The organism is Mycobacterium sp. M23085 (assembly GCF_045343915.1).
Lineage (GTDB): Bacteria > Actinomycetota > Actinomycetes > Mycobacteriales > Mycobacteriaceae > Mycobacterium.
Genome location: NZ_CP174280.1, coordinates 3,490,351 through 3,503,123, shown reverse-complemented (window position 1 = coordinate 3,503,123; position 12,773 = coordinate 3,490,351). Strand labels below are relative to the sequence as shown.

Annotated in this window: 15 protein-coding genes and 1 tRNA gene; 7 read left to right on the top strand and 9 right to left on the bottom strand. The window is 66.3% G+C overall.

Going from position 1 to position 12,773, the window contains the following annotated elements:
* The first annotated feature begins 13 nt into the window (after window positions 1–13).
* The 3 genes from ACIUM1_RS16205 to ACIUM1_RS16195 are packed head-to-tail and all read left to right on the top strand — an operon-like array spanning window position 14 to window position 2,869.
* Window positions 14–1,297, top strand: a complete 1,284-nt coding sequence (locus tag ACIUM1_RS16205) for an acyl-CoA dehydrogenase family protein (protein WP_406813669.1) — start codon at window positions 14–16, stop codon at window positions 1,295–1,297.
* Window positions 1,278–1,901 carry a TetR/AcrR family transcriptional regulator gene (locus ACIUM1_RS16200; protein WP_406813668.1) on the top strand — a complete coding sequence of 208 codons (624 nt, stop codon included), beginning with the start codon at window positions 1,278–1,280 and terminating at the stop codon, window positions 1,899–1,901. The genes ACIUM1_RS16205 and ACIUM1_RS16200 overlap by 20 nt, the downstream gene beginning before the upstream one ends.
* Entirely contained in the window at window positions 1,901–2,869 is a 969-nt protein-coding gene (locus tag ACIUM1_RS16195) for an NADPH:quinone oxidoreductase family protein (RefSeq protein WP_406813667.1), read from the top strand. Before ACIUM1_RS16200 ends, ACIUM1_RS16195 begins: the two co-directional genes overlap by 1 nt.
* Window positions 2,870–2,878: 9 nt before the next feature.
* Here the strand turns inward: ACIUM1_RS16195 and ACIUM1_RS16190 are convergent, their stop codons facing one another.
* Window positions 2,879–4,759 carry an alkyl/aryl-sulfatase gene (locus ACIUM1_RS16190; protein ID WP_406813666.1) on the bottom strand — a complete coding sequence of 627 codons (1,881 nt, stop codon included), beginning with the start codon at window positions 4,757–4,759 and terminating at the stop codon, window positions 2,879–2,881.
* A 171-nt stretch (window positions 4,760–4,930) separates the two neighbouring features.
* Here ACIUM1_RS16190 and ACIUM1_RS16185 point away from each other — a divergent pair, with 171 nt between their 5' ends.
* Complete coding sequence (locus ACIUM1_RS16185; RefSeq protein ID WP_406813665.1) at window positions 4,931–5,416, top strand: lipoprotein LpqH; 486 nt, start codon at window positions 4,931–4,933, stop codon at window positions 5,414–5,416.
* On the opposite strand, the gene ACIUM1_RS16180 is transcribed toward ACIUM1_RS16185, so the two are convergent.
* The 6 genes from ACIUM1_RS16180 to ACIUM1_RS16155 all read right to left on the bottom strand — a co-directional run bounded on the left by ACIUM1_RS16180 (window position 5,413) and on the right by ACIUM1_RS16155 (window position 9,758).
* Window positions 5,413–6,951: a sensor histidine kinase gene (locus tag ACIUM1_RS16180; protein WP_406813664.1), complete on the bottom strand. Its 1,539-nt coding sequence runs from the start codon at window positions 6,949–6,951 to the stop codon at window positions 5,413–5,415. The genes ACIUM1_RS16185 and ACIUM1_RS16180 overlap by 4 nt on opposite strands.
* Complete coding sequence (locus ACIUM1_RS16175) at window positions 6,929–7,633, bottom strand: response regulator transcription factor (protein ID WP_406813663.1); 705 nt, start codon at window positions 7,631–7,633, stop codon at window positions 6,929–6,931. Before ACIUM1_RS16175 ends, ACIUM1_RS16180 begins: the two co-directional genes overlap by 23 nt.
* A gap of 151 nt (window positions 7,634–7,784) precedes the next feature.
* Window positions 7,785–7,940 carry a hypothetical protein gene (locus ACIUM1_RS16170; protein ID WP_406813662.1) on the bottom strand — a complete coding sequence of 52 codons (156 nt, stop codon included), beginning with the start codon at window positions 7,938–7,940 and terminating at the stop codon, window positions 7,785–7,787.
* 23 nt (window positions 7,941–7,963) lie between these two features.
* The gene (locus ACIUM1_RS16165; RefSeq protein ID WP_406813661.1) at window positions 7,964–8,203 is read right to left on the bottom strand and encodes a hypothetical protein; all 240 of its coding nucleotides are present in this window, start codon (window positions 8,201–8,203) and stop codon (window positions 7,964–7,966) included.
* A gap of 105 nt (window positions 8,204–8,308) precedes the next feature.
* Window positions 8,309–8,719 (bottom strand): MmcQ/YjbR family DNA-binding protein, encoded by a 411-nt coding sequence (locus ACIUM1_RS16160; protein WP_406813660.1) that lies wholly within the window; start codon window positions 8,717–8,719, stop codon window positions 8,309–8,311.
* Window positions 8,720–8,813: 94 nt separating this feature from the next.
* Window positions 8,814–9,758 (bottom strand): class I SAM-dependent methyltransferase, encoded by a 945-nt coding sequence (locus ACIUM1_RS16155; protein ID WP_406813659.1) that lies wholly within the window; start codon window positions 9,756–9,758, stop codon window positions 8,814–8,816.
* 426 nt (window positions 9,759–10,184) lie between these two features.
* Here ACIUM1_RS16155 and ACIUM1_RS16150 point away from each other — a divergent pair, with 426 nt between their 5' ends.
* The 3 genes from ACIUM1_RS16150 to ACIUM1_RS16140 are packed head-to-tail and all read left to right on the top strand — an operon-like array spanning window position 10,185 to window position 12,257.
* Window positions 10,185–11,183, top strand: a complete 999-nt coding sequence (locus ACIUM1_RS16150) for a phosphotransferase family protein (protein ID WP_406817704.1) — start codon at window positions 10,185–10,187, stop codon at window positions 11,181–11,183.
* An 18-nt stretch (window positions 11,184–11,201) separates the two neighbouring features.
* Complete coding sequence (locus ACIUM1_RS16145) at window positions 11,202–11,675, top strand: hypothetical protein (RefSeq protein WP_406813658.1); 474 nt, start codon at window positions 11,202–11,204, stop codon at window positions 11,673–11,675.
* A 9-nt stretch (window positions 11,676–11,684) separates the two neighbouring features.
* Window positions 11,685–12,257 (top strand): N-acetyltransferase family protein, encoded by a 573-nt coding sequence (locus ACIUM1_RS16140; protein WP_406813657.1) that lies wholly within the window; start codon window positions 11,685–11,687, stop codon window positions 12,255–12,257.
* Here ACIUM1_RS16140 and ACIUM1_RS16135 read toward each other — a convergent pair.
* On the bottom strand, window positions 12,254–12,382 hold the full coding sequence (locus ACIUM1_RS16135; protein ID WP_267880497.1) for a hypothetical protein: 129 nt from the start codon (window positions 12,380–12,382) through the stop codon (window positions 12,254–12,256). The two genes, ACIUM1_RS16140 and ACIUM1_RS16135, sit on opposite strands and share 4 nt — an antisense overlap.
* Before the next feature lie 289 nt (window positions 12,383–12,671).
* Window positions 12,672–12,744: transfer RNA gene (locus ACIUM1_RS16130), tRNA-Arg, on the bottom strand.
* Between the last annotated feature and the right edge of the window lie 29 nt (window positions 12,745–12,773).

Here is a 12,773-nt window from a genome sequence, read left to right as displayed (position 1 = left end):
GAGGTTGAGCGAGATGTCCTGGGACTTTTCTACCGAACCGGAATTCGAGGAGAAGCTCGAGTGGATCCGCGGGTTCGTTCGCGACGAGGTGCAACCACTCGAGGTGCTGTTCCCCGGCTGCGAGTTCCTGCCGCTGAACGACGAGCGGCGCCGCATTGTCGATCCGCTCAAGCAGCAGGTGCGCGACAAGGGTTTGTGGGCACCGCATCTGGGGCCGGAATTGGGAGGCCAGGGATTCGGCGCGGTCAAGCTGACGCTGATCAACGAGATCCTGGGCCGCAGCCCGTGGGCGCCGATCGTGTTCGGAACCCAGGCGCCTGACACCGGCAACGCCGAGATCATCGCCCGGTTCGGGACCCAGGAACAAAAGGACCGCTATCTGTCGGGTCTACTGTCCGGGGAGATCTTCTCGTGCTTCTCGATGACCGAACCGCAGGGTGGCGCAGATCCGCGGGTCTTTACCACCCGCGCCGTCCGCGATGGCGACGAGTGGGTCATCACCGGGCGAAAGTACTTCTCCTCCAACGCCGCCGTCGCCTCATTCTTCATCGTCGTCGCGATCACCGATCCCGACGTGCCGGTCCACACCGGCGCCTCGACGTTCCTGATCCCGGCCGGCACCGAGGGGCTGGTCCTGGAAGCCAATCACCACCTGGTCGGGGCCGACCCGCATGAACCGGGGCATTCCCTGGTGCATTACAACGATGTGCGAGTGCCCGCCGACGCGTTGCTCGGCGAGCCCGGCCAAGGCTTTCTGATATTGCAGACCCGGCTGGCCGGCGGGCGGCTGCATCACGCGATGCGCTCCATCGGAATGGCGCAGCGCGCCGTCGAGATCATGTCGCGCCGCGCGAAAAGCCGCTTCACCCAGGGCAGTCTGCTGGCCGACAAACAACTGGTCCAGGAGTTCGTCGCCGACTCCTACACCGAGCTGATTCCGTTCCGGCTGACCGTCCTGCACGCCGCGTGGCTCATCGACAACGGCGACGAGCGTGCCGCACGCGCCGAGATCGCCGCCTGCAAGATCCTGGCATCACAGGTGCTCAAATCGATTGCCCTGCGCGCCATTCAGGTGCACGGGGCGCTGGGCCTCACCGACCAGCTACCGCTGGTCAACGTCTTGCTGGGCGGCATCGCGCTGGGCCTGGCCGACGGGCCGACCGAGGCGCACAAGGTCAACCTGGCCCGGATGCTGCTCAAGGACTACGAGGCCGAGGAAGGCGACTGGCCCAGCGAGATGCTCGACGTGCGGCGCGCCGCCGCCCGCGCCAAATACGGTGAGCTCGTTGACCTCTAACCGCGTGACCGCCGCGGTCGAGCGGGCACTGGATGACCGCCAGCGGGAGGCCACCGAGGAGGTGGAACGCATCCTGGCCGCCGCGGTGCGCGTCATGGAACGCGTCGCGCCCGAACCACCGCGGGTCAGCGACATCGTCGCCGAGGCGGGTTCGTCGAACAAGGCGTTCTACCGCTATTTCGCCGGCAAGGACGATCTGATCCTGGCCGTCATGGAACGCGGGGTGGCGATCGTGGTCTCGTACCTCGAGCACCAGATGGCCAAGGAAGCCAATCCGCGCGACAAGGTCGTGCGGTGGATCGAGGGCACGCTGGCCCAGGTGGCCGACCCGCACCTGATCAGCATGACCCGAGCGGCGGCCGGTCAGATGTCGGCCGGGACCAGTTGGCGTGTGGCCGACCGGGAGATGATGCGGCCGCTCCGCGAACTTCTGGTGGAACCCATTGCGGCACTGGGCAGTACCGACGTCGAGCGTGATGTCGAGGCGGTCTTCAGCTGCACCGCGTCAACCATGCGCCGCTATGTGGGCTCGGCCGAGGAGCCCGGCCCCGACGACACCGCACACGTGGTGAGGTTCTGTTTACGTGGATTGGGGGCCAGTTGATGCGCGCGGTGGTCTGTCGTTCCTATGGCACACCGGAGGACCTGGTGATCGACGACGTGCCCGACCCCGTTGCGGCCCCCGGCCAACTGCTGGTGCGGGTCCGTGCCGCCGCGGTCAACTTCCCCGACGTGCTGTTCATCGCCGGCAAGTATCAGGTCAAGATTCCGCCACCGTTCATACCCGGCAACGAGATCGCCGGCGAGGTCATCGCGGCCGGTGACGGGGCGCCGTTCCGTCCAGGACAACGGGTTTCTGGAACCACGTTCGGGGCGTTCGCCGAACAGGCGCTGCTGGACGCGAGCCAAGCCGAGCTCATGCCCGACGATGCGGATTTCGCCTCGGCCGCGGCCTTCGGCGTGACCTACCGCACCGCCTATCACGCGCTGCGCTCGACCGCCGCGGTAACACCGGGTGACTGGGTCGTCGTGCTGGGGGCTGCGGGCGGCGTGGGCCTGGCCGCCGTCGACCTGGCGGTCGCGATGAAGGCCCGGGTGCTGGCCGCGGCGTCGAGTGCGGAAAAGCTCGAGCTGTGCCGGCAGCGCGGCGCCGAGGCGACCGTGGACTACGACCGCGAGGACCTCAAGACGCGGATCCGCGAACTCACCGGTGACAGTGCGCGCGTCGTCCTGGACCCGGTGGGAGGACCGTATTCCGAGCCGGCGCTGCGCGGGCTGGCGCGCGGCGGCACCTTCGTAACGCTGGGCTACGCGGCCGGCACGATCCCGGCGATTCCCCTGAATCTCGTTCTGCTCAAGGACATCTGCGTGCGGGGCATGGAGATTCGCACCTTTATGACGGACCGGCCCGACGACGCCGTGCGCGACCTGCGCGAGCTGGCGCAGATGTTCGCCGCCGGCACGGTGCGACCGTACATCGGCGCGCGATTCCCGCTGTCCGAGACGGCCGCGGCGTTGCGCCATGTGGCCGACCGCAAGGTGTTGGGCAAGGTGGTGATCGACGTCGCGTGACCCTCGCACTCATGGCGTGACGATGTTGAAATTCGGATCTGGGCCGTCGACCACGCTCAGCAGGGTCTGCAGCGCGGTCTGATCACCGGAGAGCTCAAAGCCAGGCGAGCTGAAATCGCCCATTGTCACGGCGAGCAGGCGAACCTTGTTGGCCAGCTTGATCGTAACGGTGGCCGTCGCGGTATCGGGCGCCGCTTTGCGGCGCACGAGCACCCCGTTGCGCAGGGTCAGCCGATAGTTGACCGCGGTATCGACGAAGGTGATGTCGATTGCGATGTCCAGATCCCAGCTGCGCGGCCCGTTGACGCGAATCGCCAGGCCGTCGAAGATCTGCTCCGGCGTGAGCTGCGACATCATGGTGGGGGACGCCACCTGGGCCGCGGTGCCGAAGTTGCCGTCGCGCAATTCCTTTGCCCCGCTTAAGAAGAAGTTGCGCCAGGTCGCGTTTTCGGCACCGTAGGCCAGCTGCTCGAGGGTGTCCGAGTACAACGCGCGGGCACCCGGATGCGCGCTGTCGGTGAAGACCGCGTGGTCCAGCAGCGTTGCGGCCCAGCGGAAGTCTCCGGATTCGAAGGCCTTGCCGGCGAGGTCGACGACGCGGTCGATCCCGCCCATCGCCTCGACATACCGGGGCGCCAGCGCATCCGGTGGATGAGGCCATAGCCGGGCGGGGTTGCCGTCAAACCAACCCATGTAGCGCTGATATATCGCCTTGACGTTGTGGCTCACCGACCCGTAGTAACCGTGCGTGTGCCAGGCCTGTTCGAGTGCCGGTGGCATCTGGAACATTTCGGCTATCTCGACACCGGTGTGGCCCTGGTTGAGCAGTCTCAGCGTCTGATCGTGCAGATACGCGTACATGTCGCGCTGCAACGATAAGAACGCGACGATGTTGTCCCTGCCCCAGGTCGGCCAGTGGTGCGATGCGAACACGACATCGGCGCGATCGGCAAACGTGTCAATCGCTTCGGTGAGATAGCCGGACCATGCGTGCGGATCGCGCACCAGCGCGCCGCGCAGGGTCAGCAGATTGTGCAGATTGTGCGTCGCATTCTCGGCCATACACAGGGCGCGGAAACGCGGGAAATAGAAGTGCATTTCGGCGGGCGCCTCGGTACCCGGCGCCATCTGGAACTCGATCTCCACGCCGTCGACGGTGTGTGTTTCACCGGTGGTGCGAATGTCGATCGTCGGCACGATGACGGCGACCTCGCCGGTGGAGGTCGCCTGGCCCAGCCCACAGCCGACCTGATCCATCGGTCCCCGCGCCAGCTGGGCGCCGTACATGTACGTCGCCCGGCGCGTCATTGCCGGTCCGGCATAGACGTTTTCCTGCACCGCGTGCTCGACGAAACCCTCGGGCGCCAGGACCGCCACCGCACCGGCGTCCACGTCCGCCTGCGAAATGACACCCAATACGCCGCCGAAGTGGTCGACGTGGCTGTGGGTGTAGATCACCGCGACGACGCGGCGCTCGCCACCGCGGTGGGTGCGATACAGCGCCAGTGCCGCCGCCGCGACTTCGGTGGACACCAACGGATCGATGACGATGATGCCGTTGTCGGATTCCACGAAGGTGACGTTCGAGATGTCGAAGCCGCGAACCTGGTAGATGCCAGGCACCACTTCGTAGAGGCCTTGCTTTGCGGCCAGGGTCGACTGTCGCCAGAGGCTGGGATGGACCGACGTCGGCGCGGGACCGCCCAGGAACGAGTAGGCGTCGTTGTCCCACACCACCCGTCCGTCGGCCGCTTTGATCACGCACGGGGACTGGGCGGCAATGAACCCCCGGTCGGCGTCGGCAAAATCCGTTTCATCATGAAAAGGCAGACCGCGGTCGCGATGGGCCAATTCGATGACAGCGCTGGGAGGCTTGTGGTCCACCGTCATACCTTGCCATTAATGCGCCATCACGAAAGCGGTTCCGACGGAATTTCCGCCGACTGAATAATGAACAAAGCAACAATTTCTTCGGGTTCTGGATCCCCGTCCAGTTAACCCGCATACTGCCCAGACGGCCCTCAATGCCGAGGACCGCAACTATTGGGCAAAGGAGAACAGGTGAAGCGTCAACTGACGGTGGCGGTGGCCGGTGCGGCAATTTTTGCCGCGGGCATTTCCGGCTGTTCGAGTAACAACAAGTCGACCCCAGGCAGTTCCTCGAGTACCTCAGGTACCAGCGCGTCGGCGAGCTCAGGTGCAGCCTCCGGTACCAAGGTCACCATCGACGGCAAAGACCAGAACGTCACCGGCTCGGTCGTGTGCACGAACGCCGGCGGCACCGTCAACATCGCGATCGGCGGCGCGGCGACCGGCATCGCCGCCGTGCTCAGCGACGGCAACCCGCCACAGGTGAAATCGGTTGGGCTGGGCAACGTCAACGGCGTGACCCTGGGCTACACCTCCGGCACCGGCCAGGGCAATGCCTCCGCCAGCAAGGACGGCAACACCTACAAGATCAGCGGCACAGCCACCGGGGTGGACATGGCCAATCCGATGCAGCCAGTCAACAAACCATTCGAAATCGATGTGACCTGCAGCAGCTAGTCAGGTGAGGCGCCTTGGGCGCCTTGGGAATTGGACGCGGGCGGTTGCCATCCGTTGGGTGGCAACCGCACCGTGAACTCGGTCCGTCCCGGTGCGCTGTCCACCGCGATAGTCCCGTTGTGCGCCTTGACCACCGCGGAGACGATCGCCAGGCCCAGTCCGGTGCTGCCGCCCTTGCGAGAGCGCGAGGAGTCGCCGCGGGCGAACCGTTCGAAGACCTCGGATTGCAACGCCGCCGGGATGCCGGGCCCGTTGTCGATCACCTGCAGGACGGTGTGCGACGGCTCGGTGCTCAGCCGCGTCGTCACCACGGTGCCGGCCCCGGTGTGGACGCGGGCGTTGGCGAGCAGGTTGGCCAACACCTGATGCAGCCGCGCCGCGTCCCCGGTGACGACCACCGGTTCTTCGGGCAGGTCGAGTTCCCATTGATGGTCGGGTCCGGCGACGTGAGCGTCGTTGACCGCGTCCACCGCCAGCCGCGACAGATCCACCGGTTCCCGTTCCAGCGGGCGGCCGGAGTCCAGCCGCGCCAGCAGCAGCAGGTCCTCAACGAGGCGCGTCATCCGCTCGGTCTCGGAGGCCACCCGGCTCATCGCCTGCGCCACCGCCTCGCGGTCGTCGCCCATCCGCTGGGTCAGTTCTGTGTAGCCGCGGATCGCCGCCAGCGGTGTGCGTAACTCGTGGCTGGCATCGGCGACGAACTGGCGAACCCGCGTCTCGCTGGCCTGCCGCGCCGACAGCGCGGCGGCGATGTGGTCCAGCATCTGGTTGAGGGCCGCACCGAGTTGTCCCACCTCGGTGGCGGGGTTCGCGTCGGATTCGCCCACGCGCATGGGTAATTCGACCTCGCCACGCGCCAGCGGCAAGCCGGCCACCTCGCTCGCGGTTTGCGCGACGCGGCGCAACGGGGCCAGCGCCCGCCTGATGATGATCACACCGGCCGTGGTCGCGGCGGCCAGCGCGATGACCGTGACGATCCCGAAGATGACCAGCATCCGCATCAGGGTGGCGTCGATGTTGGACATCGACAGACCGGTGACGATGACGTCCCCGCCGTTTCGGCTCGGGGCCGCGACTACCCGGTAGCGACCCAGCCCGTCGAGGTTGAGGGTGACCGGCTTGCGGCCTCCGGCGATCCCGGACAGCTGCTGCTGGGCGGTCGGGGTCAGCTCGGCCCGTTCGCCGCTGCTGGTCGTGTAGCCCGCGTCGACCGTGTTCCCGTGGCTGACCACCGCGGCGACCATGCCCGCCGGCTGGCCCGGGGCGTCCAGGAAGCGCGGGCCGGGACCCGGCCTGGGATAGACGTGCTGGTGCCGCCAGCTCGAATGCGGCGGCTCGGGGTACATGAGCGCCGAGCGGTAAGAGGTGCCGGCCAGTTGCCCGTCGAGCTGGGCCACCAGGTGGTGCAGCAGCGCCAGTTCGGTCGCCGCGGTGATGCCGACACACACGACGGCCAACACAACGATCTGGCCGACCAGCAACCGCAGCCGAAGGGACCAGGCCCTTCGCTTCTCAGCGGGCCGGCTTGAGGACATAACCCGCGCCGCGCAGCGTGTGGATCATCGGTTCGCGGCCGTTGTCGATCTTCTTGCGCAGGTAGGAAATGTACAGCTCGACGATGTTGGACCGGCCGCCGAAGTCGTAACTCCACACCCGGTCCAGGATTTGGGCTTTGCTCAGCACCCGTTTGGCGTTGCGCATCATGAACCGCAACAGCTCAAATTCGGTAGAAGTCAACGCAATTGGCTCGCCCGCGCGGGTGACCTCATGGCTGTCCTCGTCGAGCACCAGATCACCCACCACCAATTGCGCGCCGCTGTCCACGGTCGTCACCCCGGTGCGGCGCAACAGCGCCCGTAGGCGCAGCACGACCTCTTCGATGCTGAACGGCTTGGTGACATAGTCGTCGCCACCGGCCGTCAGCCCGGCGATGCGATCTTCGACGGCGTCCTTGGCCGTCAGCAGCAACACGGGCAGTTGCGGGTTCTCTTCGCGAAGTTTGTGCAAGACGTCGAGGCCGCTCATGTCGGGCAGCATCACGTCCAGAACAACCACATCGGGCCGCTGCCGGCGCGCGGTCGCGATGGCCGACGCCCCGTCACCGGCGGTGGAGATGTTCCAGCCCTCGTACCTCAGCGCCATCGACACCATGTCGGCCAGGACGGACTCGTCGTCTACAACTAAAACGTTAATGGGGTTGCCGTCTGCACGACACATAACAACCCGCTCTACGGAGGCTCGGGGCTGCGTCACAAGTTCCAGTATCCGCCGCGGACTGAGCCAATGCTATGCCGAAGCTTTGCGTGGCCTGTGAAACGGATCGTGCGACTGCTGAGCAGTCGCGCGATCCGTTCTTGTGCCGAAGCCGTTAATACCAATAGCGGCGACCGGCGACCGGGCGGCCGACCGAGCCGAGAATCCACAGGACCGCGCCGATGACCAACAGCACGATGCCCAGCGTGATCAAAATGGATACGTGGAAAAAATATCCAAGGATAAGCAGGATGATCCCTAAGATAACCATGTCGAATTCCTTTGAGTGAGCGGTTAGAGGTTGATCGATTGCATTGAACTTGGTTGCGGCAGATGGCAATCCGTGACTTTTGGATTGGCACCGAAGTAATTCAAGGGTCCAGCGATCACGGTGACCGCAACCGTGCCCGCCGAGGCGCAAGATGAGTTGTCGTTTTTGAAGTAGTCGCGCTGCCACGCCGCGAAGACTCCGATCAGCAACCACACCAACGCAACCGTCCCGATGATCCCGCTGCCACGCATCGTGACCTCCAATGTGGACGAGAAGAAGTTTTCTCGTGGACGTGACATTACCCATTTGACGTCTGTCTAAACATGCAATGGGTTATGCGGCAGGGCTTGTCGGTAGGGCATAAAGCCTCAGACATGCTCTGCGAGCCAGGTGGCGGCCCGCTTCTTCGACGCCCGGGACAGCCAGGCGTCCTGGATCAGCTCAGCTAATTCGGTTTTGCTGATTTCCGCCAGCCGACTGGCGCGCACCAGGACCGACGGGTGACCGTCGAAGTGGTCCGTGGTGAAGAACGGCGACGCGGGATCGGAAATCAACGCCAGCTTGTCGCTCTCGGATTCCACCCAGAGCATGATTACGTCCGCATAGCGCTCGCCGGTGTCGGGATCGGTCGCGTCGGGCCTAGGCGAGCGGAAGAAGACGAAGGACTTCCCGCCCACCTGGTAAATGGCATTGCCTTTGGGACCCTCCAGGCGCTGAACGTGCGGCATCGCGGCGGCGATCTCATGCACGTCGCTGACCCGGGCGCGTCGAGCAGCCATAACGGGCAGGCTACCGGGCGACCACCGGTTCAGTCGTTACCGCAGCGAGAGTCGTTGCAAGAACGGCAGTTCGGGGCCGGCCGCGCCGGGGCGATCAGCGCGCTGTGCGCCGCGCAGACACGTAGAGGGTGGGCGGCATCGAGTCCTCAGCACCCTGCGGAATGCTGCGGCCGTACCGCGCCATCAACTCCGCGAACGACGCCGTCGTGACGTCCCAGCCGCGGTCACGCAGCCAGCCGTCTACGGGCGTCCGCTCCTCGGGGTACCAGAGGTCGTCGAAGTCGGTGACCTCGGTGTTGACCAGTTCCGCGGCCGCGGCCCGCATCCGTCGCATGTCGTCGCGCTGGCGCTGCACGCGGTCGGGGTCGGTGAAACCCGAGTCGGGAACGTTGGACGCCAGCCAACTGCCCTCGACGCTCAGCGAGTCGATCCGCTCGAACAGCAGGTCCTGGGCCTGCGCAGGCAGGTAGCGGACCAAGCCCTCGGCCGACCAGACCGCCGGCTTGGAGGCGTCAAATCCGGCCTCCTGCAAAGCTTTCGGCCAATCCTGGCGCAGATCGATCGGAACGTTCACCAGTTGCGCCCTGGGCTCGGCGCCGTGCTCACGCAACGTGTTGGATTTGAATTCCAGCACCTTGGGCTGGTCGAGTTCATAGACGACGGTGCCGTCGGGCCACGGCAGCCGCCAGCTGCGTGCGTCCAGGCCGGCCGCCAGGATCACTACCTGCCGAACGCCGGCGTCCGCGGCGCCGAGGAAGAACTCGTCGAAGAACGCTGTCCGGGTGGCCATGAAGTCGACCATCAGCTGAAGGCGGTTACGCAGATCCGGCTCGATCTCGCCGGCCTTGGCCAACAGCGCCGGGTCCGCATAGATGCTCCACATTCCCTCGCCCGCCGCGTCGACGAACACGCGTGCGAACGGATCGTTGATCAGCGGGTTCTCGCTCTCGGTTTCCGCCGCGCGAGCTGCGGCGACACCCAGCGCCGTGGCGCCGACGCTTTGCGTGATTTCCCAGGAATCGTTGTCAGTCCGCGGCATCGCCAGTTCCCTTCCCCAGAAAGTAAGTTATGCACACTATTCTTCCAGTCGCCGCCGCCGGGTGCCGCCCGTCGCCGCTGCCCCAGCCTTTTTCTCAGACGGTCCACAGGTTGCAAGGGAGTGCCATGACGCCCACCCCGTCGCCTACGCCGAGGATGCCGTGCCGCTCAGCCCGGCCGGCGTCGCCCGCGGCACGGACGCCATCCGATTCTTGGCGAATTGCTCGCCGATCTACCGGATGCCAACTGGGACTTGCAAATTCAGCTTTTGGAGTGGGCCGCCGATCCGTCCGCCGACCGGGTTGACGACGCTGCTGGCACTTCCGTGTTCCACGGTGGCATGATCCGAGCGCAAACCGTCCGACACACGCCGCACCCGAAGGGCCGAGAAGTGGACCACGTGAATCTGGAAGCCGTTGCGGAGTGGATGTCCGGGCAGGGACTCGGCGATGGGCCGCTACAGGACGTTTCCGGCGTCACCGGCGGAACCCAGAACGTCATGCTGCGGTTTACCAGGGCCGGCCGGCCCTACGTGCTGCGGCGCGGGCCACGGCACTTGCGGCCACGCAGCAACACCGTGATCTTGCGCGAGACGAAAGTCCTTGCGGCACTGGCCGGTACAGACGTACCCCACCCACACCTGGTCGCCGCCTGCGAGGACCCGGGCGTGCTGGGCGACGCCGTCTTCTACCTGATGGACCCGGTCGACGGCTTCAATGCGGGCGGAGGCCTGCCGCCGCTGCACGCCGGCGATGCCACGGTGCGCCACGGCATGGGCTTGTCGATGGCCGACGCGCTGGCCAAGCTGGGTGCCGTCGACCACGTCGCGGTGGGTCTCGCCGATTTCGGCAAGCCGGAGGGCTTCCTGGAACGCCAGGTGCCGCGCTGGCTCTCGGAGTTGGAGTCCTACAACGAGTACGACGGCTACCCCGGGCCCGATATCCCGGGCATCGAGGAGGTGTCGTCCTGGCTGGAACGGCACCGGCCGGCCAACTGGACGCCGGGCATCATGCACGGCGACTACCACGCCGCCAACGTGATGTTTTCCCGCACCGGACCCGACGTGGTCGCGATCGTCGACTGGGAGATGTGCACGATCGGTGACCCGCTGCTGGATCTGGGCTGGCTGCTGGCCACCTGGCGTCAGCCCGACGGTTCCAGCGTGTTCAGCCACGCCCTGGGCGGGCAGGCCGGACTGGCCAGCACCGACGAGCTCTTGGAGCGCTACGCCGCCAACACCGCCCGCGACCTGTCGCACATCACCTGGTACACCGTGCTGGCCTGCTTCAAGCTCGGGATCGTGATCGAGGGAACGTTGGCCCGGGCCTGCGCGGGAAAGGCGGAGAAGGAGGTCGGCGACCAATTGCACGCGGCCACGGTCCATCTGTTCGAGCGGGCGCTGGGCCTCATCTCCAGCGAGGGCTGACCGACTAACATCCCTCTCGTGCCGCCTTATCCTGAGGAACCGGATTTCTACTCCGAGCCCACCGCGGCCGCGCGGTACGGCGGGAATTACGAGCCCGAGCCGCAACCGCCGGAGCCCCCGACGCCGTGGTACCGGCGCCCGGCGGCGCTGGTGGCGGCCGGCGCCATCGGGGTGATCCTGCTGGGTGCCGTGGTGTTCGCGGTGGTCAAGCTCACCAGCGGCTCGCCGGCGCCGAGCCCCGCAACGACGACGACGCCCGTCCCGTCCACCACGGCGCCGGTGACCACGACGGAGCGGGCGCCGCGGCACCACAAGGGTGGCGGCGGTGGGGCGCCGACGGAGACGGTGACCGAGACGGCGCCGCCGCCGAGCACCGACACCGGCACGACGACTGAGCCGCCCACCACGGTCTCACCGAGCACCGAAACCAGCACCGTCACGCAGACGGTGACCGAACCGCCCCGCCGGGGGCCGTTCCAGCCGCGTCCCTAGCGCGGCGACGTGCGTTCGAGCGACGGCCTGGTCCGCCCGGCATCGGCGGCGGATGCCGTTGCGTGCCTCGCCATTTACCGCCCCTACGTCGAGCACACGGTGGTCAGCTGGGAGTTGGAAGCCCCGACCGAAAACGAGATGACGGCGCGCATCGCCGCTGCCCAAGTGAGCCACGAATGGCTTGTCCTGGAACGCGATCACCGGGTGGTCGGCTTCGCCCACGGGCACGCCTTCAATCGCCTTGCCACCTACCGCTGGTCCACCGAGGTCGGGATCTACCTCGACGTGAGCCACCGCCGCACCGGCGGGGGCCGCGCCCTCTACACCGAGCTGCTGCGCAGGCTCGCCGAGCGCGGCTATCGGCAGGCGTTCGCCGGCATCACCCAGCCCAATGAGGCCAGCAACGCCTTCCACCGGTCGTTCGGATTCGCCGATGCCGGTCTATACCGGCGCGTCGAGTGGAAGCACGACAGCTGGCACGACGTCGCGTGGATGCAGCTCGACCTGCGAGCCGGCGCCGAGCCGAATGAGGCACCCGGCCCGATCATTGCGCCGGACCGGGTGCGTGAGTCCGGGGTTTAGCCGCCGGCCCCGCCACCGCCCAAGAAGCCGCCACCGGCGCCACCACCAACGAAGCCGCCGCCGGCGCCGCCACCCAGGAAACCGCCGCCTGCGCCACCACCGATTTGCTCAATGCTGATTGTCATGGGCGGAAAATATCGGCGAAAATCCGCGCCCACAAGAAACTGGGTCTTAACGATTCGAATCATTTCGGCTTGCCAAACCCCGCTAGTGAGCGCGCCCGTCTCCGACTGTCGATCAGGAGCTGCCACTGCTGCGCCCGGACCGCAGCCCAGTACTTTTGTGATTGCTCGACTTCAGGAGGCGGCACCGGATGTCGTCGGTGATGTTGTCGTGGAGATAGCGGGTGAGTTCCTCGCCGATCTGGCCGTTGGCTCCCATCAAGCATCACCCGACGTCATACAAATCACAAAGCGCGCCCGAAGGGATTCGAACCCCTAACCTTCTGATCCGTAGTCAGATGCTCTATCCGTTGAGCTACGGGCGCCTGTTCTTCAGTTGTCATTCCGTGTTGCC

Bases quoted from the DNA above. Each gene is read 5' to 3' on its own strand.
- ACIUM1_RS16205 (WP_406813669.1), top strand. From the start codon at position 14: ATGTCCTGGGACTTTTCTACCGAACCGGAATTCGAGGAGAAGCTCGAG.
- ACIUM1_RS16195 (WP_406813667.1), top strand. From the start codon at position 1,901: ATGCGCGCGGTGGTCTGTCGTTCCTATGGCACACCGGAGGACCTGGTG.
- ACIUM1_RS16190 (WP_406813666.1), bottom strand. From the start codon at position 4,759: ATGACGGTGGACCACAAGCCTCCCAGCGCTGTCATCGAATTGGCCCAT.
- ACIUM1_RS16180 (WP_406813664.1), bottom strand. From the start codon at position 6,951: ATGTCCTCAAGCCGGCCCGCTGAGAAGCGAAGGGCCTGGTCCCTTCGG.
- ACIUM1_RS16175 (WP_406813663.1), bottom strand. From the start codon at position 7,633: ATGTGTCGTGCAGACGGCAACCCCATTAACGTTTTAGTTGTAGACGAC.
- ACIUM1_RS16170 (WP_406813662.1), bottom strand. From the start codon at position 7,940: ATGGTTATCTTAGGGATCATCCTGCTTATCCTTGGATATTTTTTCCAC.
- ACIUM1_RS16160 (WP_406813660.1), bottom strand. From the start codon at position 8,719: ATGGCTGCTCGACGCGCCCGGGTCAGCGACGTGCATGAGATCGCCGCC.
- ACIUM1_RS16155 (WP_406813659.1), bottom strand. From the start codon at position 9,758: ATGCCGCGGACTGACAACGATTCCTGGGAAATCACGCAAAGCGTCGGC.
- ACIUM1_RS16150 (WP_406817704.1), top strand. From the start codon at position 10,185: ATGTCCGGGCAGGGACTCGGCGATGGGCCGCTACAGGACGTTTCCGGC.
- ACIUM1_RS16135 (WP_267880497.1), bottom strand. From the start codon at position 12,382: ATGACAATCAGCATTGAGCAAATCGGTGGTGGCGCAGGCGGCGGTTTC.